Here is a 22,313-nt window from a genome sequence, read left to right as displayed (position 1 = left end):
GCTCCGTTACAGCAAAGCGGCCGGCACGGTCAGACATAGGCGTCCTCCGCCTTGCGGCCGATGGTGATCTCGCCTTCGTCGGCCAGGCGGCGCGCAACGACCAGGATCTCCTTCTGCTGCGCTTCGACTTCCGACACCTTGACGGGCCCCAGCACTTCCAGCTCTTCCTTGAGCATCGTGCCGGCACGCTGCGACATGTTGGCGAATACCTTGTCGCGGAACTCCTGCTTGGCGCCCTTGAGCGCCACCACCAGAACGTCCTGGCTGATCTCTCGCAGCAGCGTCTGCAGCGCACGGCCGTCCAGATCGATCAGGTTGTCGAACACGAACATCTTCTCGACGATGGCGTCGGCCAGTTCCGGATCGCGCGAACGCACGCCTTCGATGACCGCGCTCTCCACGGCGCTCGGCACCAGGTTGAGAATTTCCGCTGCCGTGAGCACGCCGCCCATCGCGTTCTTCTTGCGGTGGTCGTTGCCTTGCAGCAGCTTGGTCAGCACGTCGTTCAGCTCGCGCAGGGCGCTGGGCTGAATGCCGTCAAGCGTGGCGATACGCAGGATGGTGTCGTTGCGCAGGCGCTCGGTGAAATAGGTCAGGATTTCCGAAGCCTGGTCGCGGTCAAGGTGCACCAGGATCGTGGCGATGATCTGCGGGTGCTCGTTGCGGATCAGTTCCGCCACCGACGATGCATCCATCCACTTCAGGCCTTCGATGCCGCTTGTGTCACCGCCCGATAGGATGCGGTCGATGATGTTGGCGGCGCGGTCGTCGCCCAATGCCTTGCGGAAGACGGTGCGGATGTACTCGTTCGAATCCACGTCCAGCGGCAGGTCTTCGGCTTCGACAAAGAAGGCGTCAAAGGCGTCGAGCACACGCTCGCGCGAGACGTTCTTCAGCGCGGCCATGGTCGCGCCCAGCTTCTGCACCTCGCGCGGGCCCAGGTGCTTGAGCACTTCGGCGGCTTCGCTTTCGCCCAGCGACATCATGAGGATGGCGCTGCGTTGGAGTCCTTCGGCGCTCATTCGTTACTCACCCATTGTTTGATGACGGCCGCGACGGCGCGCGGGTTGCTCTGCGCCACACGGCGCATGGTCTCGAGCTTCTTCTCGAAGTCGTTGTTCTTGAGTTGCGGCAGCGCGTCCGGCAGCTCTTCGGAATCGGCGCCCGCCGCCGGACCTTCCAGTTCCGGCCCGGCCGAAGCCGCGGCGCCGGTGATGATCGGTGCGTTCGGGTCTTCGCCCTCGCGGCCAACGAACGTGGGCGTGACCGGCTCGGCCTTCTTGCCCATCGAGCGGATCGCCGGACGGATCACGGCAAACACGAGGATCAGGAAGCCGATGGCCAGCGCCAGGTACTTGGCAGCCTGGATGGCGTACTGGATCATGTCCGGCTGCTTCCACAGCGGCAGGTCGTCCTTGGACATCGGCAGCGTGCCCGAGAACTGGCTGTTGACCACGTTCACGGAGTCGCCGCGCTTGGCGTCAAAGCCCACGGCGTCCTTGACCAGCGCGTTGAGCTTGACCATCTCGGCTTCCGACAGCGGCTTCCAGGTCTTGCCGTCGCCGCGGTAGTTGACCACCACGGCCACCGACAGGCGGCGCACGGTGCCCACTGCGGCGCGGGTACGACGCACGGTCTTGTCGACTTCGTAGTTGGTGGTGGTGTCGCGGGTGCTCGACGAATTGCCGCTGGCCGCGGTGCCGCCCGTGTTGGCAGCCGCCACTTGTTGCGGTTGGCCATTCGGGCCGGTTGCAGCCGGTTGCGACGCCGAGGCCGGAGCCGGTGCGGTCGGCAGCATGCGCGGCGCGGTCGGCGGCTGATTGGACAGCGCGCCCGGCACGCCACCCTGGGCGTCGGCCTTAGTCTGCGTGGCTTCAGCGGTGTGCGTGCTGCGCACGGCGGCGTTGGCCGGGTCCTGGTTCGGACGGTAGCTCTCGGCCATCTGCTCGGTGTTGTCCAGATCGACGTCGGCCGTCACCTGCGCACGCACGTTGTCTTCGCCCACCACGGGGCCGAGGATGGCTTCGATGCGCTTGATATAGCCCTGCTCGACGTCGCGCACGTAGCTCAGTTGCGTCGGGTCGAGGCCCGAGGCGTTGTCCTGGAACGACGACGACAGCAGGCGGCCGGATTGGTCGACCACCGTCACATTGGCCAGCGGCAGGTTCGGCACGCTGCTCGACACCAGGTGGCCAATGGCCTGCACCTGCGAGCGGTCGAGCATGCGGCCCGGATAGAGCTTGAGCAGCACCGACGCGCTGGGCTTGGCCTGCTCCCGCACGAACACCGACGGCTTGGTCATTGCCAGATGCACGCGGGCGGACTGCACCTCTTGCATGGCCTGGATGGTGCGGGCCAGCTCGCCTTCCAGGGCGCGCTGGTAATTGACTTGCTCGGTGAACTGGCTGGTACCGAATTTCTGGTTCTCCATCAGCTCGAAGCCGGCCTGGCCGCCCTTGGGCAGCCCTTGCGAAGCCAGCTTCAGACGGGCTTCATGCACGCTCGCCTCGGGCACCATGATGGCGGTGCCGCCTTCGGCGAAGCGGTACGGCACGTTCATCTGTTGCAGCGCAGCGATGATCGCCCCGCCGTCGCTGTCGGACACATTGCTGTACAGGACGCGATAGTCCGGCGCCCGGCTCCACAGCATCGCGGCGGCAATGACGGCCACCAGCGCGGCACCGCCGATCATCATCAGCAGACGCGGCGACAGACGGCCGAGCGGGCCCAGGGCGCCCAGCGCACCTGCTCCTCCCGCTTTCTGGCGCGTCATCGCGCCCTGGCCCACCGCCGGCATATCCACCGTACCGAGCGTGTCGGCGACAGCAACCGAATCGGCTGTCGTTGGCATCCAAAATCTCCTGACTGACTACGTTGCTTGAGCCCTCGCCCAATGTCCGGGCAAGGCTCCGTGGTTGCCATTATCGGCAGCGGGTGCGCAAGCAAATTGCCAAGAAGAGGGCCTTTTCCCGTTCTTTTGGGCGCTTGGGAACGGCGGGCGGGCGGCTACCTTTGCATCACCGTGGCGCCATAGCGACCAACCGGCCAGGGCGAAAAACGCTCAGGAAAGCCGGCCCAGGCAGCCAAGCAGCGGCGCCGCAAGTAATACGAGCAAAGAGGAGTCGACTTCACATGGATATTACGAACGCCAATTCAGTGGTCTCGCTGATGAACAGCGTGCTGGCGCCCTCCACCAAGGTGGGCGGCATTGGCGCGGGCGGCGTGGCCTCCGGCGACGACGCCAAGGTCAGCGTCGACTTTGGCGCGGTACTCAAGTCGTCGCTGGACCGCGTGGATGCCTCGCAGCAGAAGGCCGAGTCCGTCTCGCGCAGCTTCGAAATGGGCAACAACGACGTGGATCTGCATGACGTGATGCTCTCGCTGCAGAAGGCCAACATCGACATGCAGACGGCGGTGCAGGTGCGCAACAAGTTTGTCTCGGCGTACCAGAGCATCATGAGCATGTCGATCTGAAATCACTTTTTTTCTACGCCTCTTTTTCTTCGCCGCATGTCCAAGCACGCCAAACATCGCGCCAAGCCGGCCAAGGGCAGTCTGGCGCTGGTCGTCATTGCCCGCGACGAAGCCGCCTGCATCGAGCGCTGCCTGATGAGCGCCAAGCCGCACGTCGATCGCATGATCGTGCTGGACACCGGCTCGACCGACGACACCGTGGCGATCGCCAAGGCGTGCGGCGCCCAGGTGCAGCATTTCACGTGGGTGGATGACTTTTCCGCCGCCCGCAATGCCGCGCTGGCCGCCGCCAATGCCGACTGGAACCTCGTGCTGGACGCCGACGAATGGATCGAGGGCGGCACTGAAGAGCTACGCAACGCTTGCAGCTTTGGCCCGCTGCTCGGCGTGGTTTGCATCCGCAGCGAATACGACATTTCCGGCCATGTGGAGCATTCCAACAGCTGGATCGCACGTCTGTTGCCGCGTGGCGTGCGCTATCAGGGCCGCATCCACGAGCAGCCGGTCGTAACCGCGGCCAACCTGCAGCGGGTGCGCCTGCCGCTCGTGATTGGTCACGACGGCTACATGAACGCCAAGCTGGACCGCAAGCGTGGGCGCAACCACACGCTGTTGCAACTCGAGCTGGCCGCGCATCCGGATGACCCGTATGTGCTGTACCAGCTCGGCAAAGACTTCGAGATCAACCAGAAAGACCCCGCAGAGGCCGCTGCGCACTATCAGCGCGCGCTCGCAAGGGCACCCAAGGTGGCGCCATATCGGCATGACCTGTGCATTTGCCTGCTGGCGTGTCTTTCCAAATCGAAGCAACTCGACGCGGCCATCACGCTGGCGGGTGAATGGATGGAGGAGTGGTCCGGCTCGCCAGACTACTTCTACATGCTCGGACACCTGATGTTCGAAGCCGCCGCGCAAGACCCTGCACAAGCCGAAAAGCAATGGCTGCCGATGGCAGAAAACGCCTTCCTGAAGTGCCTGGAAATTGGCGAGCAGCCCAAACTGGACGCCGCCGTATTCGGGCGCGGCAGCTTTGCCGCCGCAAAGTACCTGGCGCTGACCTACCGGGCCCTGGCCGACACGCTGGCCATCAAGTCGAACCAATATTCCGACATTGCGCGGCAGATGCAGGAGCGCAGCGCCGCCGTCGCCGCATGAGTACGCAATCATGAAGACAGTCATCCTGGCCGGGGGCCTCGGCACGCGCATCAGTGAGGAATCGCACCTGCGGCCCAAGCCGATGATCGAAATTGGTGGCCGCCCGATCCTGTGGCACATCATGAAGATCTATGCCGCGCACGGCATCAACGATTTCATCATCTGCCTCGGTTACAAGGGCTACGTCATCAAGGAGTACTTCGCCAACTACTTCCTGCACATGTCGGACGTGACGTTCGACATGTCGAAGAACGAAGTGACGGTGCATGAGCGCCATGCCGAGCCATGGCGCATCACGCTGGTGGATACCGGCGAGCAGTCCATGACCGGCGGGCGCCTGAAGCGTGTTGCCGCGTATCTCGATCCGAACGAGCCCTTCTGCTTTACCTACGGCGACGGTGTGTCCGACGTCGATATCACCCGCAAGATCGCCTTCCACCGCGCACACGGCAAGATGGCAACGGTGACGGCCGTGCAGCCGCCGGGCCGCTACGGCATGCTCCAGCGCGATGGCAACCGTGTGACCGGTTTCACGGAGAAACCACCCGGCGACGGCGGCACCTGGATCAACGGCGGCTTCTTTGTGCTGAACCCGGCCGTCATCGAATACATCGCGGGTGAAGACACCCACTGGGAAGGCGAGCCGATGAATCGCCTGGCCGAGATGGGCGAGTTGAGCACGTTCGAGCACCAGGGCTTCTGGCAGCCGATGGACACGCTGCGCGACAAGAACAGTCTCGAAGCCATGTGGCAATCGGGGAGTGCACCGTGGAAAAAGTGGTGACGCTCGACCCGCGTGCGTGGGCGGGCAAGCGCGTCTTCCTGACCGGGCACACTGGCTTCAAGGGCAGCTGGCTGGCGCTGTGGCTGCGCCAGCTTGGGGCCAATGTGACCGGCTTCAGCCTGGCGCCGGAAACGAACCCAAATCTCTTTACGCTGGCCGAGGTGGAATCCGTCATGGCCGGCCACACGCTGGGCGATATCCGTGACGCGGATGGCCTGCGTGCCGCGATGACGGCGGCGCGGCCCGACGTGGTGTTTCACCTCGCGGCGCAACCACTGGTACGTGCGTCGTACCAGGACCCGGTCGGCACTTACGCCACCAACGTGATGGGCACCGTGAACGTGCTGGAAGCCGCGCGCGCGTGCGCCGGCCTGTCGGCGATCGTGGTCGCCACCACCGACAAGTGCTACGACAACCGCGAATGGGCGTGGGGCTACCGCGAGACGGATGCACTCGGCGGCCATGATCCGTACAGCGCATCCAAGGCCTGCGCAGAACTGGTGGCCGCAAGCTACCGGCGCGCCTTCTTCGCCAACGGCCCGCTGCTGGCCACGGGCCGCGCAGGCAATGTGATAGGCGGCGGTGATTGGTCGGAAGACAGGCTCATCCCCGATGCCGAGCGTGCCATGCGTGCCGGTACGCCGCTGGTCATCCGCTCGCCGCACGCCACGCGGCCGTGGCAGCACGTTCTGGATTGCCTGCATGGGTACCTGGTGCTCGCGCAACGGCTGCTGGCGGGTGACGCCTCGTGCGCAACCGCCTGGAACTTCGGCCCGGACAGCGCTGCCACGCGCACGGTCGAACAGGTCTTGCAAGGCTTGCAGCAACATTGGCCCGCGCTGATCTGGCAACTGGACGCCAATGCCACCACCGGCCGCCATGAAGCTGGCATGCTGCATCTCGACGCCAGCCGGGCGCGCCAGCATCTAGGCTGGCAAACGGCGTGGCAGTTCGAGACCGCGCTGGAACAGACCGCCGCGTGGTATCGGCATCTGCATGAAAAAACCGCGGATGCGCGCGCGCTGTGCGACCAGCAGATCGACCGCTTCACCGCCGCCGCATCTGCTGCCGCATTCAGGAGCGCCGCATGAGCCGCTTCACCATCCAACCGACGCCGCTGGCCGGCGTGGTCGAAATCAACCGCAAGGTGATCGGTGACCATCGCGGCTACTTCACGCGCTTTTTCTGCGCAGACGAACTCGCCGCCGCCGGCTTTGACAGCCCGATCGCGCAAATCAATCACTCGTATTCCGCCAAGCGCGGCACCGTGCGTGGGCTGCATTTTCAGTACCCGCCGCATGCCGAGATCAAGCTGGTGAGTTGCGTGCGCGGCCGTGTGTTCGACGTGGCCGTTGACCTGCGTGCAGGCTCGCCGACGTTCCTGCAATGGCATGCGGTGGAGTTGTCCGCCGACCGCCACAACAGCCTGCTGGTTCCGCGCGGCTTTGCCCACGGCTTCCAGGCGCTGGAAGACGATTGCGAGCTGCTGTATCTGACCTCGACGCCGTACGCGCAAGCCGCTGAAGACGGCCTCAACCCGACCGACAGCCGCCTGGCCATCGCGTGGCCACTCGACATGACCGAATGCTCCGACCGGGACCGCAACCATCCGCCGCTGACCGACGCATTTGCAGGCATCGCGTTGCGAGCCCTGAATCCTGAACTGCAGGAACAGCCATGACCCAAAAGATTCTGTACTCGAAGCCGTCGATCACCGAGCTGGAAGTCGAATACGCCACCGACGCCGCACGCAACGGCTGGGGCGACCAGTGCTACGCCTACATCAACCGCTTCGAAAAGCAGTTTGCCGCGTTTGTCGGCACGCAGTACGCCATTGCCACCTCAAGCTGCACCGGTGCCATGCACATGGGCCTGGCCGCGCTCGGCATCGGCGCCGGCGACGAGGTGATCCTGGCCGACACGAACTGGATCGCCACGGCGTCGCCCATCACCTACGTAGGCGCCACGCCGGTGTTTGTCGACATCCTGCCGGATACGTGGTGCCTTGACCCGGCGCTCGTGGAAGCGGCCATCACACCGCGCACGAAGGCGATCATCGCCACGCACCTCTACGGCAACCTGTGCGAGATGGACCGCCTGCTGGACATCGGCAAGCGCCACGGCATTCCCGTCATCGAAGACGCGGCCGAAGCCGTCGGCTCGCGCTGGCACGGGCACGCAACCGGCTCGCAGGGCATCTTCGGCACGTTCTCGTTCCATGGCACCAAGACCATGACGACGGGCGAAGGCGGCATGTTCGTCACCAACGACCGCGCGCTGTACGACCGCGTGATGACGCTGAACAACCATGGCCGCGTGCCCGGCGGCAAGCAGTTCTGGTCTGACTTCATCGGCTTCAAGTACCGCATTTCCAACGTGCAGGCCGCCATTGGCTGCGCGCAGCTTGAGCGCATCGACGCGCTGGTTGCACGCAAGCGCGAGATCTTCGCGGCATACCAGAAGCATCTGGGTGACGTTGGTGCCCTTGCGCTCAACCCGGAGTCACCTGGCACGCTCAACAGCTACTGGATGCCCACCGTCGTGTTTGACGAGGCACTGGGCATCACGCGCGATGGATTGCTGGCCGCGTTCTCGCGCCGCGGCATCGATGCACGCGTGTTCTTCTATCCCCTGAGCCAGATGGGCCTCTTTGGTGACGCACCAGGCAACACGCCCAACAGCTACGCAATTGCCGAGCGCGCCATCAACCTGCCGTCATATCACGACATGTCGAGCGCAGACATCGACACCGTGTCGCAAGTGGTGCTCGATCTCGTGCAAGAACATCAGGAGAAGCAGACGTGCCTGGCATCCTGACCCCCGATCAGATCGAGACCTTCCAGCGCGACGGCCTGCTGATCCTGCGTGACTTTTATGCGCCGGACCAGGTGGTGCCGATCCAACGTGCGATCTACAACATTATCGGTCTGGTCATCGACAAGTACCGGCTCGACATCGAGCGTGCGCCGTTTGCACCGGAACGGTTCGACGACGGTTATCAGGCGCTGATCAAAGCCAATCGCAAGTACGGCGCCGAGGTGTATGACGCAGTCAAACAGATCCCGGCGTTTGTCCGGCTGCTGGGCGACGAGCGCCATGAGCAGCTCGTTCGCAGCGTGCGCCCTGGTGCCCTGCCGGGCATTGCGCACGCCGGCTCCGGCATCCGCATCGACAACCCGCGCGAAGAGAAATTTCGCGCCAACTGGCATCAGGAATATCCGGCCCAGTTGCGCAGCCTGGACGGCGTGGTGTTCTGGAGCCCGCTCGTCGAAATCACGCCCGAGATCGGGCCGGTGGAGTTCTGCCCCGGCTCGCACGTCGAAGGCCCGCTGCCCGTCTTCAGCGCCGACCCGGACAACGCGGGCAAGCAAGGCGCCTACGCATTGCTGATCAAGGACGAGGCGAGCTACCTCGCGCGCTATCCGCACGTGCAACCGCTGACCAAGCCCGGCGATCTGGTGATGGTTGACTTCCTGGTGCTGCACGCCTCGGGACACAACACAAGCCAGCGTTCGCGCTGGTCGATGCAGTTCCGCTACTTCAATTTCTGCGAGCCGACCGGGCGCTCGCACGGCTGGAAGGGCTCGTACGCCAACGGCGTCGATTTCCGTACCGTCCACCCCGAACTCTCCGTGGAAGCCTGACCATGATCCAAGGTGCACTGCCCTGCAACGTCTGCCAGCAGCCGCTGCCAGAACCGATTTATCGCGCCGCGCCGCAAAGCTCGCTGTCTTCTCTGCGCCGCGCCATGGACGGCACGCTCGAGGTCTTCTGCTGCGCTGCGTGCGGCCATATTCAGACCGCCGAGCTGTGCGACAACGGCAGCTTCTACGACACCGAGTACGACATCCTCGTCAACAGCGAGGAAGAAGACCAGATCTATGCGGTCGAAAACGGCCAGAAGATCTTCCGCGCCGACCACCAGGTCGCCACGTTCCAGGGCAAGCTGGCATTGCAAGGCGCGTTGCATGAGGGCGCGCGCGTAGTCGACTTCGGCTGTGCAAAGAGCGCCACCATGCGCCTGCTCAAGCAGCAGCGCCCCGACGTAAATGTCCATCTGTTCGACATCAGCGACCGCTACGTCGGCTTCTGGGAAAAATTCCTGAGCCCCGAACAATGGGCGACGTACACGATCCCGCCGGCATGGCAGCGTTCGTTCGATGTCGTCAGCTCGTTCTTCTCTCTCGAACACATCCCCGACCTGACGACAGCGCTGCGCAACATTCACGGCCTGCTGCGGGATGGCGGCGTGCTGTACGCGATCGTGCCGAACACGTTCACCAATTCGGTGGATTTTCTGGTGGCGGATCACGTCAACCACTTCACCCACACGTCGCTGCAGACGCTGCTGGCCAACCATGGGTTTGACTTGCTCAAGGCCGACGCGCACAGCCACCGTGGCGCATTCGTCGTGACCGCCGTGCGCCGTCCTGGCGACAGCAAACTCGCGCCGGTGCTCGATGCGCAAGCATTGGCCGACACGCAGAGCGCCGCTCGCAAGCTCGCCCACTTCTGGCAACAGGCCTCCAGCCATCTGACGGACTTTGAAACGCAGCACGGCAGCGCCCCCGCCGTCATTTACGGCGCGGGTTTCTACGGTGCCTACACGGCAAGCAACCTGCAACAGCCGCATGCCCTGCGCGCTTTTGTCGATCAGAACCCGTACCTGCAAGGGTCTTCCCTGGCGGGCAAACCGGTGGTGGCGCTGGACAGCATTCCGGACGAAGTCGAAGTGGTGTACCTGGCCGTGAACCCAGTCATTGCCGATGAAGTGCGGCACACCGTGGAAGCCGCGTATCCGAATCGCTTCCGCTATTTCCGCTTCCAGCCATGATCGCGCGCGGCTCCCTCGTCCTTCGGGAATGGCGCGAGAGCGACATCGCCCAACTGGTGCCGTTGCGCAACGATGTGCCGACGCAGCTGCAACTCATGACGCGTCCGCGGCCCAACTCGGCCGCGAGCGTGCGCGACTGGCTGATCGCAAAATCGAAGCAGAGCGACCTAGTGCTTTTCGTCATTGCCAGCCAGGCAGATGACAGCGTGCTGGGCTACCTGCAGCTGAACCACATCGATGCGGTCAACCGACACGCTTCGCTGGGCATCTGCCTGGCGTCGTCCGCGCAATGCAAGGGCCACGGGCGGGCCGCATGCGAAGCCGCGTTTGCCTACGCCAGCGAAACGCTGTGCCTGCGCAAGATCACGCTGGAAGTGCTGGCCGAAAACACGCGCGCCATCGCGCTGTACGAGAAGCTCGACTTCCGCACCGTCGGCACGTTGGCCGGCCACTACCTGCAAGACAACCGCTGGCACGACGTTGTCCTCATGGAACGGATGCTCGCGTCATGAAAGTCGTGATCACTCAACCAATGCTGTTCCCGTGGGTCGGTCTGCTCGAGCAGATCATGCTGGCCGACGTGCTCGTCAATTACGCTGACGTTCAGTTCTCCAAGGGCAGCTTCACCAACCGCGTGCAGATCAAGGAGCCCGCCGGCACGCGCTGGATGACGGTGCCGCTGGAGAAGTTCCACCTCGGTGCGCGCATCGACGAAGTCAAACCCGCCACCAACGTCGACTGGCGAGCGCAGCATCTGCGCATGCTGGAGCAGGCCTACGAGGCCGCGCCGCATGCAAGCGACATGCTGGCGCTCGTGCGCTCCGTGTACGAAGCCGACTACACCAACATGGGTGCGCTGGCACTGGCATCCATGCGGGCGGTGTGCCGTTACCTGGGCATCGAGCTGGACCGCAAGTTTGTCGACGCGCCGGAGCTGGACATTCCCGGGCGCAACACCGACCGCGTGCTCGCCATCGTGAAGAAGCTGCAAGGCGACACCTACATCACCGGACACGGCGCCAAGAACTACCTGGCCCACGAAGATTTCGAGCAGCAAGGCGTTGCCGTCGAATACATGAACTACGCCATGCGGCCGTATCCGCAATTGCATGGCGCGTTCACCCCGTTTGTCAGCAGCCTGGACCTGATTGCCAATCATGGCCCGGCCGGCAAGCAGTACATGTGCCCTCAGACCCTCCACTGGCGCGAGTTCATCCAATGAGTGAAATCGAAGCAATCCAACCCGAAGCGCCGCAAGACGTGGCGCCTGTGAAGCAGGCCGAGGCCATCCAGCAGGTTGCGCTGAGCGTCTGCATCCCGACCTACAACCGCGCCCGCTATCTCGAGAATCTGCTTGCAGAACTCGTCTCGCAGACTGGCGAGCTGAAGTTCAGCTACGAATTGCTGATCGGCGACAACTGCTCGACGGATGCCACCGAAGAAGTCGTGGGCCGCTACCAGGACAAGCTGAACATCCGGTATTTCCGGCGCCCATCGAACCTCGGTTCCGACAGAAACCTGAGTGAGCTGTACCGCTCTGCACAGGGCAAGTACGTTCTCTATCATGCCGACGACGATCTGCCGATCCTTGCAGAGATCAACAACAACATCGATATCCTGGAACGCAATCCGGGCGTGGGTGTTGTCTTCGCGCCGTGGTTCATCCACGACCTGCCGACGCGGCAAGACCTGACCGCCTTCTACCGTCAGGACGACAACTACCTGATCGAGCAGCACGACTACGCCAAGCTGCTGGCGCTGGTGCTGTCGCACCACCTGTTTCCGGAGATCTACATCGCGCGCCGCGAGGTGATGAACAACCTCTATTTCAGCGCGCCGGAGCATGCCTTCTACGCCTTCGTGCATGCGGCGGAAATGCTCGGCTCCAGCGCGGTGTACTTCAGCAAGACACCGTTCTATCGCTCGGTCTCGCGCTACTTTGCCGACGAGACGCGCGCCCAGGCCGGCAACGAACAAGTGAAGTTCGCGTGGGACCGCTATCGCGGCGGTCTGGAATACCTGTTCGGCAAGTTCTGTCACACGCTACCCGCAGCCGAGCGGCCGGAGTGGCTGAATGCCGTCAACCAGTTCATCCTGCTGCGCATGAAGGTGGCGCTACGCCTGCGCACCCAGGAGGGCGGCGACTGGATCAACAACTACTACATCGCCAACCGCGTCCGCGCGCTGGGCGAAGTGGCGGACTTGCCCGCGCCGTATGACCTGTACCGCGTCAATGCCGCGTTCGAATACGTGACCAAGCTCGACCCATTCCAGCCCCAGCCGCCCAAGTACGCCACCCTGCGCCGCGCGCCACTGCAGGTCTTTCATCACGCGCAAGCCTTTGCCGACACCGAGTTTCTGGTGCTCGACGACGATGCCGCGATTCCCCATCACACCGTCATCGTCACGCCGATTCCGATGGACATTGCGGTGCCTGCCGGCCGTGAAGTCCGCTTCGTCTCGGAACTCGAAACACTCGCCAAATTTCCCTGAGTCACTGGTCACGCCCACATGGATCTTTCCAACGCCCATTCCGTCGTCTCGCTGATGAACAGCGTGCTGGCACCGACAAGCGCCGTCGGCGGCAGCAGCGCCAGCGGCGACGCCGGCAAACCCAGTGTCGACTTCGGCTCCGTGCTCAAGTCGTCGCTCGACCGTGTCGACGCTTCCCAGAAGAAGGCCGACTCGATCTCCCGCAGCTTTGAAATGGGCAATAACGACGTCGACCTGCACGGCGTGATGCTCTCGCTGCAGAAGGCCAACATCGACATGCAAACGGCCGTGCAGGTGCGCAACAAGCTCGTCTCGGCCTACCAAAGCATCATGAGCATGTCGATCTGACATCTCGCTGCACCCCCTTTCCACGTGGCGGAGAAGGGTTTCCAGTCCTCCTTGCCATTTATATTGTGTTCAATATAATTGTGTCATCGATTTTAGATCGATCTCCCGGCCGACATGTCGCCGACCGGGCTTCCCAATAAGAGGACCCGACCATGAAAACGCTCTACCAGACGCAAGTCACCGCGGAAGGTGGCCGTGCCGGCCACGTTCGTAGCGCCGATGGCACGCTGGATCTGCCCCTCTCGCTACCGCGCGAACTCGGTGGCGCAGGCGGTGCAGCTACGAATCCCGAGCAACTGTTTGCCGCCGGTTATGCGGCCTGCTTCGAAAATGCAGTGCTGCATGTGGCACGTGCCAAGCAGATCAAGCTGGCGTCGACCTCGGTCACGGCCACGGTCGGCATCGGCCCGCGCGAAGACGGCGGCTTTGCATTGACGGTGTCGCTGGCGGCCACCCTGGGCGGCGTCGATCAGGCGACCGCTGAAGCGCTTGTGGCTGCGGCACATGGCGTGTGCCCCTATTCGCATGCCGTCCGTGGCAATATTGACGTCCAATTGAACACGGTCACGCGCTGAGCCTTTTGCTCCGCCCTGTTGGGCCGAAGCGGCACTCGCCGCTCGAGCGCCAGACCGTCTCCCCGGGAGTTTTCCGTGAACGACGTGCTGGCGCTCGATCAGCAGCTCTGCTTTCCTTTGTATGCCGCCGGCCACTTGCTGACGCGCCTCTACCGCCCGCTACTCGACGAGCTGGGGCTGACCTATCCCCAGTACCTGGTGATGCTGGCGTGCTGGCAGCAGGCGCCATGTGCGGTCGGCGACCTCGGCCGCCGTCTGTACCTCGACACGGGCACGCTGACGCCCCTGCTCAAGCGCCTCGAAGAACAAGGCCTCGTCACGCGCACGCGCGATCCTGATGATCAGCGCCGCGTCGTCATCGAATTGACCGACGCCGGCCGTGCACTGCGCGAACGCGCGTCCAAAGTGCCTGAAGCTCTTGCCTGCAAGATTCCGCTGGAATTGGACGAAATCGGCGCCACGCGCGACGTGCTGCGCAAGCTGCTCGACGCTCTGGCCACAGCGGACGACCGCGAATGAGCGCACCGTCTGCTTCCGCCGATCTGGCGCTGGTTGTCATCGCACGCAATGAAGCCGACAGCATTGCGCGCTGCCTGCTCAGCGCCAAGCCGTTTGTCGACCGCATGGTGGTACTCGATACGGGCTCGACAGACGACACCGCCGCCATTGCGCAGTCATGCGGCGCGCTCGTCAGCCACATGACCTGGACGAACGATTTCTCGGCAGCGCGCAACACCGCACTGCAGGCCGCCAATGCCGACTGGAACCTTATCCTCGACGCTGACGAATGGCTCGAAAGCGGCGGCGAGCATCTGCGCACGCTCAGCGGTGCGGCCCCGTCCGTCGGCGTGGTGTGCGTCAAGAACGATACCGATGCAACCGAATCCGCCAGCCAGTTGATAGCGTGGATTCCGCGACTGCTGCCGCGTGGCGTGCACTACACGGGGCGGATCCATGAGCAGCCGGTGTCGTCCTTGCCGTCGACACGCGTACCGATCGTGGTGCGCCACGATGGCTATACCGCGGCCAAGATGCAGAAGAAAGGCGAGCGCAATACCCAACTGCTGCTGGATGAACTCGCGCATCGGCCGGATGACCCGTATGTGCTGTATCAGCTTGGCAAGGAAACCGAGCTGCATCATGAAGACTATGCAAAGGCCGTGAACTACTACGCGCGCGCCTTCAGCCTGGCGCCCGCAGATGCGCCGTACCGCCGTAACCTGGCGCTGCGTTATGTGTACAGCCTGGGCAAGGCAGACCGCGTTGACGAGGCACTGGCGCAAGGCGATGTCGCCATCCAGACGTGGCCGGACTTTCCGGATCTGTGCTTTGCGCTGGGATTGGTCTTGCTGGATGCGGCAGCCAAGCACCCTGACGAGGCAGGTGCGCGGTGGCTACCGTTGGCGGAGCAGGTCTTCAACCGCTGTCTGGAAATCGGCGATCAGCCGGAGATGGACGGCAGCGTCGTCGGCCGGGGCAGCTTCCTGGCAGCCCAGCAACTGGCGATCGTGTACCAGATGCAGAGCCAAGCGCTCGCACGCAAGTCCGAGCACTATCTGACGCTGTCAAAACAGCTGCAGGACGCGTCGTCTCAATAACGCGCCATGCTGCCGTAAGCGTTGCTGGCGTTGGTGGCACGGCGTGCCGTGTCGATGCGCTTCTGCAGGCGGTCCAGGCGCGGATACACCATGGCACGCACGCGTGCGTCATCTTCCAGAATGCGCACGAGCAGCGTGCGCTTGCGCTCCACATCGGCACGCGAGAGCTGCGGATGCGGTTCGGAACGGCGCAGCGCATCCACATAGGCGGCGCTTTCGCGTTCCAGCGTACTGACGACTTCCCAGTTACCCACTTCGGCCGCGCTGACCATTTCAGCGGTCAGACTTGCGATGGCTTCGTAGCAGGCGAACAGACTTTCGCTGTCCTTGATCGGGATGTTGCGGTGCATATTGGCTCCAGTTGGGCCGAATTCAGTCAAAGGTCGCTTTACTACAAACGACGTGCAATCAGCTCACAACGCTGAGGTGGCTGTTTGCCGCAGCAGCACCCGGTTGGCCGGCCTGGCCGATGGCGAGCCACGCATCCTGCAGCGGGACCAGCAAAGCATCCACCTCCGCGAGGATCGTCAGATCGTTGTTCGCGTTCGCCAACAGCAGGCGGCGCAGCATATAGTCGTACAGATTGTTCAGTTGCACGGCAATCTCGCCGCCGCGCTGGTGGTCCAGGCTGGCCTGCAGCCCCTGGCCGATGATCGAGATGGCCTTGTCGAACGCCCGCACCTTGGCCAGCACGTCGCCGCGCTGCATGGCGGCACTGGCCAGGTTGATGGCGGCGCGCGCGCCTTCAAACAGCATGGCGATCAGGCGGTGCGGATTGGCGTCTACCACGGACGTCTCGATGCCGACTTGCGCATAGGCACCGATGGCACGGCGTGCAGCGTACATGGAAATGGTCCTCGCTGTGGTCTGTTTGTTTTGGGTTGTGCTCTAAGCCTAAACCCGGCTTAGTTGTTGCTCGAAGTTTGCTTTGTAATGGCCGCAAGCTGCGTCGTCAGGTAATTGCTGGTGTTCGTCATGCTGGCCACCGCGGAGGACAACGCATTGAATTGCGTGTAGTACAGCGCCTGCTTGTTATCCAGGCGCGTCTGCATGGCGGTGATCTGGCTGGCAAGCGAAGTCAGCGAACTGTTGATCGAGTCCGTCTCGTTCTGCACCATGCCGCTGGACGACAGCAGGTTGGTCATCACAGTGTTGAGCTGGGCGGCGTAACCCCGCTGCACCGTGACCGTGCCGCGAGCGCCCAGCGGACCGCCTGCAATCTGCACGGTCAAGCCGTCGGTGGCGGAACCGGCAATGCCATACAGGTTCTGCCCCGAACCAGTCGCAGCCACGCCGTTGATGGTGCCCTGCACATCCACACCGTTGGTGGCCGTCGGGCTCGCGCCGAAGAGCGACGAAGCCCCCGCGCCCGATACCGAGACCGCCGACACGGAGCCAAACTGGCTATCGGTAATGCTCAGCACGCCGCCGGCATTGGCCGACACCGAAGCGTTGACCTTGGCGTTCTGCAGCGCGGTCGAAGCGTTGATCTGACTTTGAATCTGTGTGGCCAGCGTCGCGGCCGTGTAGCTGCCGGCCGCCAACGTCACGTTGACGGACACCCCGCTGATGTTGAACGCGAGCGTGTCGTTGACACCCGCCGTGATGGTCGTGTTGGCGGCGGCCGACCCTGTGAGCGTGCCCTGCGTCGCCAACTGCGTGACGTTGACGGCGTAGCTGCCGGCCTGCGTGGAATCCGAGAACGTCGGCACACTGACAAGCGAGTCGGTGGCCGTGCCGGTACCGGCAAACAAACCGGCAACCTGGCTGGGCGACTTTGCAATGGCAGCCGACAGCTTGGTGTTGTCCACCGACAGCGTGCCGTCGGAGTTCATCGTCACGCCCACGCTGCCGAGCGACTGGTAGTTGCCGTTGCCGACCGCCTGGCCCAGCACGTCGGTAATCTGGTTGATGAGCGTCTTGGTACTCACGTCGCCAGCGAGCGGGCCGTTGTTGGCCTTGTTGGCGGTGTCGATGTTGGTGAGCCCGTTCAGTTGCGTACGCAGCGCGTTGTAGCCGTTCACGAAGTTGGTGACGGCCGTGGTGGTGGCGGTCGGATCGTTGGCCACGGTCACGTTGGTACTGCCTGTCTTGGACAGCGTGAACGACGTGCCATCCACCACGTTCGACAACGTGTTGGTCGGGCTTTGCACGGCAATGCCGTTGATGGTGGCCAGGGCATTCTGGCCCGTGGTCACCTCGGTCATGTTCTGCGTGCCGGCCGGGTCTTGCGAGAGCAGCGATTGCAGCGTCGAGTCGCCCGACACCGAAATCTTCATCTCCGAGCTGGAACCGCCCGCGGTGGACGTCAGCACCAGACGGTACGGGCTGCCGCTGCCGTCGTTGACGATGCTGGCCGAGACGCCCAGGTTGGCCGAATTGATCGCATCACGGATGCCGGCAAGCGTGTTGTTGGACGAATCGATCGTGATCGAGCCGCCGGCGAGGTTGCCGTTCTGCGTGAACGTCGAACCGGTGTACTTGCCGCCGGAAAGCGAGCCGCCCGACACCGCGCCGAACGAGAACGAAATCGTGGTCGATGCGCCGCTGCCGATGGCGGTGGTGGTGGAAGCTTGCCCCTGCGCCGCCAGCACCTGCGATTGCGCAAGCTGCGTGACATTGACGGCGTAGGAACCTGCCGGTGCCGAGCCCGTCACCGATGCACTCAGCATCGAGGTGTCGTAGCCGCTGGCCTTCATGGCGCTGTAGTTCGATGCACTGGTCAGGCTCGACAGCGCAGTCTGGAAGGTCGACAGCGCACTCTTGAGCGTGCCCACCGCCGAAAGCTGCGTCTGGTACGAGCTTTGCTGCGTCTGCAGCTGCGTCAGCGGCTGGCTTTCCACCTTCATGAGGCTGGTCACCAGCGAATTGACGTCGATGCTCGTCCCGATGCCGGGAATGGAGATCGGCGGAACGTAGTTGCTGGTCGAGGAGGTGGTAGTGGTAGTCGCCATGATCGGGTCCGATAAGCATCTGCGCCGGCGGAAGTCTCTCTACACAACGGCACGGGCTGCCGCTTCTTTAGGGCAGGTTATGCAGGCGCCACCCACGAAAAAGGGGGGTATCCGACCAAAGAAAAAAGGCCGACGCCCCGAGGAGCGCCGGCCCTTAGCCTAACCGCCGGAGCGGCTGGACTGCATCCAACTGCCTGATTAGCCCTTCAGCAGGCTCAGGATGCTGTTCGGTGCCGAGTTGGCTTGCGCCAGCATCGCCGTACCCGCTTGCTGCAGGATGTTCTGACGGGTCATGTTCGAGGTTTCCGACGCATAGTCCGTATCGATCAAGGACGACTTGGCAGCCGACAGCGCGGTGTTGTTCGACGTCAGCGTGTTGATCGTCGAGTTCAGACCACTTTGCTGAGCACCCAGGTTGGCGCGAGCCGCCTTCAGGTTGGTCAGATCGGTGTCGATGGCCGCCTGTGCGGCGGTCGCGTTGGCAGTCGAGGTCACGCTCGTGCCGCTCAGCGTACCGAAGGTCGACAGGTTGGCGTTGGAGACCGAGGTCACATCGGTCGCCGCATTCTGGCCGTATTGGAACGTCGTGGACGTGACCGAACCGTCGAACAGCTTGTTGCCGTTGTAGTTCGCGTTGGTCTCGATGTTCTTGTTGGCGGTGGCCAGCTTCTGGTATTCCTTGTCCAGGTTGGCCTGGTCGGTGGTCGACAGACCGCCGTTGTTGGCTTCCACAGCCAGTTGGCGCATACGTTGCAGGTTGTTTTCAACCTGGCCCAGGTACGAGTCGGCCGTTTGCAGATACGACATCGCCTGGTTGGAGTTCTGGATACCTTGCGTTTGCGAGTTCAGCGTGGTGGTCAAGCTGGAGGCCACAGCATAAGCGGCGGCATCGTCCTTGGCGCTGTTCACGCGCAGGCCGGTCGACAGACGTTCCAGCGAGGTCTGCAGGGCATCCTTCGATGCAGACAGTGCTTGCTGCGTTTGCAGGGACGAGATGTTGGTATTGAGGCTGAGGGACATGACGGCTCCTAAGTTTCCCGATGGTTTGTTGCCCGTGTTTGCTAATTCCGGCTAGGCCGGGCAACGTGACCTGCAACTTGAAGGGGATCAGGTCTGCGTTGTACTCAGGTTATCGGTGGCCGCTGAGGAAAGTTTAGGGTCGCCTTGACAAATTTGTGCGTCGGCGGCGGTTTGGGCTTGCGGCCACCTGACTTCCGACACCCCTCCAAAAGAGGCGGTGCGTCTGCTTCTTGGCCGGCAGGCCCTCGGCTATACTCGTTCGACCAGTTCATAGGCGCCTGCATCTCTCTATATAGAGCGCCACACACGGCACAGATGGGGAGTTGCAAGCCCGCCGGACGGCCCAAGGCCTGCCGGCGGAAATAAGAGCTCGAAGCGAGCCCGCGTTTGACCCGCAACACCCACCATGCTCAATGTCCTGATCGTCGAACCGCACGATATCGCCCGTGTCGGCCTGCGCCAGATCCTCAAGGATTCGCGCCTGGCCCGCCAGATCGAGGCCGTGCCGGACCTGCGCGATGCCAATAACGACCTCCTCGCCCAGCGCGAGTGGGACGTCATGCTCTTCTCGGTGGAATCGGCCACCGGAGACGAATTCCAGACCATCAAGACCGTGCGCCAGCAGCATGCGCGTTTGGCCGTGCTGGCGCTGGGCCGCCACCCGGAAGCGCTGCTGGCCGTACGGGCGCTCAAGGCGGGCGCAGCCGGCTATCTGCCGATGGACGCCAGTCAGCCGCAACTGCTGGCAGCCGTGAACGCCATCTCGAAAGGCAAGAAATACCTGCCTTCGGACCTTGTGGAAGTCCTGGCCGACAACCTGAATGTCGACTGGGACAAGCCCCGGCACGACATCCTCTCTGACCGCGAATTCCAGACGCTGCGCATGCTCGGCTCCGGCCGCACGCTGGGCGAGATTGCCGAGGCACTGCAGATCAGTGTCAAGACAGTGAGCGTGTATCGGGGGCGCGTGCTCTCGAAGATGAAGCTGCGCAACAACGCCGAGCTGACCATGTACGTGGTCAGCAACAGCTTGCAGATCTGAGCGCGCTATGAGAACCGCGGGACACGCTCGCCGTAACGGCGGGCGTTCTCGCGCACGAGGTCCTGCACCGCTGCCGGCTCCAGCGGCCGCGTCAGCAGATAGCCCTGAAACTCGTCGCAGCCGACTTCGCGCAAAAATTCAAGCTGGCCGAGGGTTTCCACGCCTTCGGCCACGGTCTTCATTCCCATGGCTTGCGCCATCATGATGATGGCCCGCGTGATGGCCGCGCGCTCGACCACGTGCGGCAGGTCTTGCACGAACGACCGGTCGATCTTCAGCGTATCGATCGGGAAGCGGTGCAGATACGACAGCGATGAATATCCGGTACCGAAATCGTCCAGCGCCAGCGATACGCCCATCGCGCGCAGCTCGGTCAGCAGCGCATGCAATGACGGATCGTCGCGAATCAGAATGCCTTCGGTCATCTCCAGTTCCACCGCGTTGCCGGGCAAGCCGCTGGTCAATAGCGCGCCGCGCACCATCCCGCTCAGCTGCCCCGAACTGAATGCCTGCCCCGACAGGTTGATCGACATGCGCAAGTCCGGCAGCCCGATGCGGCGCCAGCGTGCAAGCTGGTCGCAGGCGGCGCGCAGGATCCAGCGGTCGATCTCGACGATCAGGCCGGTTTCTTCGGCGTCCTGAATGAACTGGCCGGGCATCATGTGGCCGAAATCGGCGGAGTTCCAGCGGATGAGCGCTTCCACGCTGACGATACGGCCGCTGCGCACATCCACGCGCGGCTGGTAGTCGGCATAGAACTCGTTGCGGTCGCTCGCGCGGCGCAGGCCCGATTCAATGCGGAAGCGGCGCGAGACGCGGTCGTCAAGGTCGCTGGTGAAGGTCTGGAAGTTGTTGCGCCCGCGCTCTTTGGCCAGGTACATGGCGGCGTCGGCCTTGCGCAGCAGCGTGTTCGGATCGTCGCCGTCGTGCGGTGCCACGGCAATGCCGATCGACACGCCCAGATACAGCTCCTGCCCTTCGATATGGAACGGCGCGCTGATGGCCGAGAGGATGCGCTCGGCCACGCGCCGCGTGCCCAGGCCATCGAGCGCTTCGAGCATGACGACAAATTCATCGCCGCCCAGGCGCGCAACGGTGTCGGCTTCACGCGCGCAGGCCTGCAGGCGGGCTGCCACTTCACGCAGCAGCATGTCGCCAAACTGGTGGCCCAGCGTGTCGTTGACGTTCTTGAAACGATCCAGGTCGAGAAACATGACCGAGACGCGCGACTGGTTGCGGCGCGCAAGCGCCAGCGCGTGCTCCAGCCGGTCTTCCAGCGCGGAGCGGTTCAGCAGGCCCGTGAGCGTATCGTGCGTGGCCAGATGCCGGATGCGCTGCTGCGCTTCGCGGATCTGCGTGATGTCGACCAGCGACACCAGCACCGAATAGGGCGTGGCGCCGGCTTCCGAGGCGCGCGCCGAGGCCGTCATCGAATGGCTGCCATCGGCAAACAGTGGCGTCCAGTTGCTCGAAACCCACACCGTGCGGCCATCCACACAGTGCATTCCGAAAATCTGGTTCAACTGCGGCTGGCCCTCGGCGATCACGTCCTGATCGGGCCAGTCCGCCTCGTGGATGGAGGCGTCGAATTCGTCCACGGCAGAGGTGACCACCGTGGGCAGCAGGCGCCCCACTAGGGCATCCACCGGCAAACCCAGCAGCCGTGCGGCGCTCGGGTTGGCATAGGTGACGCGGCGATCCGCCCCGCACACGAGGATGCCCTCCGTCAGCGCATTGACCATCGACAGCAGGTCCAGCTTCGGGCAGAAGCTCGGCAGTGCGCCGCGTGCAGGACAGTCGGCCGACAAGCCATCGGCATCGACGAGCGCAAAGTCAACACGGGAGGGAAAGGGCAAGGAATTCAAGGCGGCTTCCGACAAGGCAACGCAGAAATGCAGGGCCGGAACGTGCCGGCGCCTTCCCTCATTACAACGGCAAGCGCGGGTAAATCTTTCGGGCCAACGTCACTTTTTGGCGTGACCGCGCGCCAGCAGGGATGGGAGTGCACTAGGGGAAGCCTCATCGCCCTAAAAAGT

General features: G+C 63.5%; 23 protein-coding genes. 16 read left to right on the top strand and 7 right to left on the bottom strand.

Annotation, left to right across the window (positions count from 1 at the left end):
- Positions 1 to 29: 29 nt before the first annotated feature.
- Positions 30 to 1,022 carry a flagellar motor switch protein FliG gene (fliG, locus tag AAHM38_RS01825; RefSeq protein WP_004631464.1) on the bottom strand — a complete coding sequence of 331 codons (993 nt, stop codon included), beginning with the start codon at positions 1,020 to 1,022 and terminating at the stop codon, positions 30 to 32.
- The gene (fliF, locus tag AAHM38_RS01820; protein WP_116575105.1) at positions 1,019 to 2,851 is read right to left on the bottom strand and encodes a flagellar basal-body MS-ring/collar protein FliF; all 1,833 of its coding nucleotides are present in this window, start codon (positions 2,849 to 2,851) and stop codon (positions 1,019 to 1,021) included. The genes fliG and fliF overlap by 4 nt, the downstream gene beginning before the upstream one ends.
- A gap of 281 nt (positions 2,852 to 3,132) precedes the next feature.
- Here fliF and fliE (AAHM38_RS01815) point away from each other — a divergent pair, with 281 nt between their 5' ends.
- From fliE (AAHM38_RS01815) to AAHM38_RS01745, 15 genes are all read left to right on the top strand, one after another.
- A complete protein-coding gene (gene fliE, locus AAHM38_RS01815) occupies positions 3,133 to 3,474 on the top strand; it encodes a flagellar hook-basal body complex protein FliE (protein WP_116575104.1) in 342 nt (113 codons plus the stop codon).
- A 36-nt stretch (positions 3,475 to 3,510) separates the two neighbouring features.
- A complete protein-coding gene (locus tag AAHM38_RS01810) occupies positions 3,511 to 4,629 on the top strand; it encodes a glycosyltransferase family 2 protein (RefSeq protein ID WP_116575103.1) in 1,119 nt (372 codons plus the stop codon).
- A 10-nt stretch (positions 4,630 to 4,639) separates the two neighbouring features.
- On the top strand, positions 4,640 to 5,413 hold the full coding sequence (gene rfbF / locus AAHM38_RS01805; RefSeq protein WP_116575102.1) for a glucose-1-phosphate cytidylyltransferase: 774 nt from the start codon (positions 4,640 to 4,642) through the stop codon (positions 5,411 to 5,413).
- Positions 5,398 to 6,504, top strand: coding sequence for a CDP-glucose 4,6-dehydratase (gene rfbG / locus AAHM38_RS01800; protein ID WP_116575101.1), 1,107 nt, complete (start codon positions 5,398 to 5,400; stop codon positions 6,502 to 6,504). Before rfbF ends, rfbG begins: the two co-directional genes overlap by 16 nt.
- Positions 6,501 to 7,094, top strand: coding sequence for a dTDP-4-dehydrorhamnose 3,5-epimerase (gene rfbC, locus AAHM38_RS01795; protein ID WP_116575100.1), 594 nt, complete (start codon positions 6,501 to 6,503; stop codon positions 7,092 to 7,094). Before rfbG ends, rfbC begins: the two co-directional genes overlap by 4 nt.
- The gene (locus AAHM38_RS01790; protein ID WP_103518763.1) at positions 7,091 to 8,230 is read left to right on the top strand and encodes a DegT/DnrJ/EryC1/StrS family aminotransferase; all 1,140 of its coding nucleotides are present in this window, start codon (positions 7,091 to 7,093) and stop codon (positions 8,228 to 8,230) included. Before rfbC ends, AAHM38_RS01790 begins: the two co-directional genes overlap by 4 nt.
- Positions 8,215 to 9,057, top strand: a complete 843-nt coding sequence (locus AAHM38_RS01785) for a phytanoyl-CoA dioxygenase family protein (protein WP_116575099.1) — start codon at positions 8,215 to 8,217, stop codon at positions 9,055 to 9,057. Before AAHM38_RS01790 ends, AAHM38_RS01785 begins: the two co-directional genes overlap by 16 nt.
- A 2-nt stretch (positions 9,058 to 9,059) precedes the next feature.
- Positions 9,060 to 10,247 (top strand): class I SAM-dependent methyltransferase, encoded by a 1,188-nt coding sequence (locus AAHM38_RS01780; RefSeq protein ID WP_116575098.1) that lies wholly within the window; start codon positions 9,060 to 9,062, stop codon positions 10,245 to 10,247.
- A complete protein-coding gene (locus AAHM38_RS01775; RefSeq protein WP_116575097.1) occupies positions 10,244 to 10,759 on the top strand; it encodes a GNAT family N-acetyltransferase in 516 nt (171 codons plus the stop codon). Before AAHM38_RS01780 ends, AAHM38_RS01775 begins: the two co-directional genes overlap by 4 nt.
- Positions 10,756 to 11,469, top strand: a complete 714-nt coding sequence (locus AAHM38_RS01770; RefSeq protein ID WP_116575096.1) for a WbqC family protein — start codon at positions 10,756 to 10,758, stop codon at positions 11,467 to 11,469. Before AAHM38_RS01775 ends, AAHM38_RS01770 begins: the two co-directional genes overlap by 4 nt.
- Positions 11,466 to 12,740, top strand: coding sequence for a glycosyltransferase family 2 protein (locus AAHM38_RS01765; RefSeq protein WP_116575095.1), 1,275 nt, complete (start codon positions 11,466 to 11,468; stop codon positions 12,738 to 12,740). The genes AAHM38_RS01770 and AAHM38_RS01765 overlap by 4 nt, the downstream gene beginning before the upstream one ends.
- An 18-nt stretch (positions 12,741 to 12,758) precedes the next feature.
- Positions 12,759 to 13,088, top strand: coding sequence for a flagellar hook-basal body complex protein FliE (gene fliE / locus AAHM38_RS01760; RefSeq protein ID WP_116575094.1), 330 nt, complete (start codon positions 12,759 to 12,761; stop codon positions 13,086 to 13,088).
- A gap of 152 nt (positions 13,089 to 13,240) precedes the next feature.
- Positions 13,241 to 13,663: an organic hydroperoxide resistance protein gene (locus AAHM38_RS01755; RefSeq protein WP_065855853.1), complete on the top strand. Its 423-nt coding sequence runs from the start codon at positions 13,241 to 13,243 to the stop codon at positions 13,661 to 13,663.
- A 75-nt stretch (positions 13,664 to 13,738) separates the two neighbouring features.
- Complete coding sequence (locus tag AAHM38_RS01750) at positions 13,739 to 14,182, top strand: MarR family winged helix-turn-helix transcriptional regulator (protein ID WP_065855855.1); 444 nt, start codon at positions 13,739 to 13,741, stop codon at positions 14,180 to 14,182.
- Complete coding sequence (locus AAHM38_RS01745) at positions 14,179 to 15,261, top strand: glycosyltransferase family 2 protein (RefSeq protein WP_116575093.1); 1,083 nt, start codon at positions 14,179 to 14,181, stop codon at positions 15,259 to 15,261. The genes AAHM38_RS01750 and AAHM38_RS01745 overlap by 4 nt, the downstream gene beginning before the upstream one ends.
- Here AAHM38_RS01745 and AAHM38_RS01740 read toward each other — a convergent pair.
- From AAHM38_RS01740 to AAHM38_RS01725, 4 genes are all read right to left on the bottom strand, one after another.
- Entirely contained in the window at positions 15,255 to 15,611 is a 357-nt protein-coding gene (locus tag AAHM38_RS01740; RefSeq protein ID WP_009239993.1) for a flagellar protein FliT, read from the bottom strand. The two genes, AAHM38_RS01745 and AAHM38_RS01740, sit on opposite strands and share 7 nt — an antisense overlap.
- 58 nt (positions 15,612 to 15,669) lie before the next feature.
- Positions 15,670 to 16,107 carry a flagellar export chaperone FliS gene (gene fliS / locus AAHM38_RS01735; RefSeq protein WP_065855861.1) on the bottom strand — a complete coding sequence of 146 codons (438 nt, stop codon included), beginning with the start codon at positions 16,105 to 16,107 and terminating at the stop codon, positions 15,670 to 15,672.
- A 59-nt stretch (positions 16,108 to 16,166) separates the two neighbouring features.
- Positions 16,167 to 18,215: a flagellar filament capping protein FliD gene (gene fliD / locus AAHM38_RS01730; RefSeq protein ID WP_116575092.1), complete on the bottom strand. Its 2,049-nt coding sequence runs from the start codon at positions 18,213 to 18,215 to the stop codon at positions 16,167 to 16,169.
- 198 nt (positions 18,216 to 18,413) lie between these two features.
- Positions 18,414 to 19,235, bottom strand: a complete 822-nt coding sequence (locus tag AAHM38_RS01725; protein ID WP_103518755.1) for a flagellin N-terminal helical domain-containing protein — start codon at positions 19,233 to 19,235, stop codon at positions 18,414 to 18,416.
- A gap of 406 nt (positions 19,236 to 19,641) precedes the next feature.
- On the opposite strand from AAHM38_RS01725, the gene AAHM38_RS01720 reads away from it, so the two are divergent.
- Positions 19,642 to 20,277 carry a LuxR C-terminal-related transcriptional regulator gene (locus AAHM38_RS01720; RefSeq protein WP_009239997.1) on the top strand — a complete coding sequence of 212 codons (636 nt, stop codon included), beginning with the start codon at positions 19,642 to 19,644 and terminating at the stop codon, positions 20,275 to 20,277.
- 5 nt (positions 20,278 to 20,282) lie between these two features.
- On the opposite strand, the gene AAHM38_RS01715 is transcribed toward AAHM38_RS01720, so the two are convergent.
- Positions 20,283 to 22,019 carry a putative bifunctional diguanylate cyclase/phosphodiesterase gene (locus tag AAHM38_RS01715; protein WP_103519444.1) on the bottom strand — a complete coding sequence of 579 codons (1,737 nt, stop codon included), beginning with the start codon at positions 22,017 to 22,019 and terminating at the stop codon, positions 20,283 to 20,285.
- Positions 22,020 to 22,313 lie beyond the last annotated feature (294 nt).

Source organism: Ralstonia sp. OTU4908 (genome assembly GCF_038440115.1).
GTDB lineage: Bacteria > Pseudomonadota > Gammaproteobacteria > Burkholderiales > Burkholderiaceae > Ralstonia > Ralstonia pickettii.
The sequence above is the reverse complement of the archived record's forward strand: the minus strand, read 5'-3'. Positions and strand labels throughout refer to the sequence as shown.

Bases quoted from the DNA above. Each gene is read 5' to 3' on its own strand.
- fliG (WP_004631464.1), bottom strand. From the start codon at position 1,022: ATGAGCGCCGAAGGACTCCAACGCAGCGCCATCCTCATGATGTCGCTG.
- fliF (WP_116575105.1), bottom strand. From the start codon at position 2,851: ATGCCAACGACAGCCGATTCGGTTGCTGTCGCCGACACGCTCGGTACG.
- fliE (WP_116575104.1), top strand. From the start codon at position 3,133: ATGGATATTACGAACGCCAATTCAGTGGTCTCGCTGATGAACAGCGTG.
- AAHM38_RS01810 (WP_116575103.1), top strand. From the start codon at position 3,511: ATGTCCAAGCACGCCAAACATCGCGCCAAGCCGGCCAAGGGCAGTCTG.
- rfbF (WP_116575102.1), top strand. From the start codon at position 4,640: ATGAAGACAGTCATCCTGGCCGGGGGCCTCGGCACGCGCATCAGTGAG.
- rfbC (WP_116575100.1), top strand. From the start codon at position 6,501: ATGAGCCGCTTCACCATCCAACCGACGCCGCTGGCCGGCGTGGTCGAA.
- AAHM38_RS01790 (WP_103518763.1), top strand. From the start codon at position 7,091: ATGACCCAAAAGATTCTGTACTCGAAGCCGTCGATCACCGAGCTGGAA.
- AAHM38_RS01780 (WP_116575098.1), top strand. From the start codon at position 9,060: ATGATCCAAGGTGCACTGCCCTGCAACGTCTGCCAGCAGCCGCTGCCA.
- AAHM38_RS01775 (WP_116575097.1), top strand. From the start codon at position 10,244: ATGATCGCGCGCGGCTCCCTCGTCCTTCGGGAATGGCGCGAGAGCGAC.
- AAHM38_RS01770 (WP_116575096.1), top strand. From the start codon at position 10,756: ATGAAAGTCGTGATCACTCAACCAATGCTGTTCCCGTGGGTCGGTCTG.
- AAHM38_RS01765 (WP_116575095.1), top strand. From the start codon at position 11,466: ATGAGTGAAATCGAAGCAATCCAACCCGAAGCGCCGCAAGACGTGGCG.
- fliE (WP_116575094.1), top strand. From the start codon at position 12,759: ATGGATCTTTCCAACGCCCATTCCGTCGTCTCGCTGATGAACAGCGTG.
- AAHM38_RS01755 (WP_065855853.1), top strand. From the start codon at position 13,241: ATGAAAACGCTCTACCAGACGCAAGTCACCGCGGAAGGTGGCCGTGCC.
- AAHM38_RS01745 (WP_116575093.1), top strand. From the start codon at position 14,179: ATGAGCGCACCGTCTGCTTCCGCCGATCTGGCGCTGGTTGTCATCGCA.
- AAHM38_RS01740 (WP_009239993.1), bottom strand. From the start codon at position 15,611: ATGCACCGCAACATCCCGATCAAGGACAGCGAAAGTCTGTTCGCCTGC.
- fliS (WP_065855861.1), bottom strand. From the start codon at position 16,107: ATGTACGCTGCACGCCGTGCCATCGGTGCCTATGCGCAAGTCGGCATC.
- fliD (WP_116575092.1), bottom strand. From the start codon at position 18,215: ATGGCGACTACCACTACCACCTCCTCGACCAGCAACTACGTTCCGCCG.
- AAHM38_RS01725 (WP_103518755.1), bottom strand. From the start codon at position 19,235: ATGTCCCTCAGCCTCAATACCAACATCTCGTCCCTGCAAACGCAGCAA.
- AAHM38_RS01720 (WP_009239997.1), top strand. From the start codon at position 19,642: ATGCTCAATGTCCTGATCGTCGAACCGCACGATATCGCCCGTGTCGGC.
- AAHM38_RS01715 (WP_103519444.1), bottom strand. From the start codon at position 22,019: ATGGTCAATGCGCTGACGGAGGGCATCCTCGTGTGCGGGGCGGATCGC.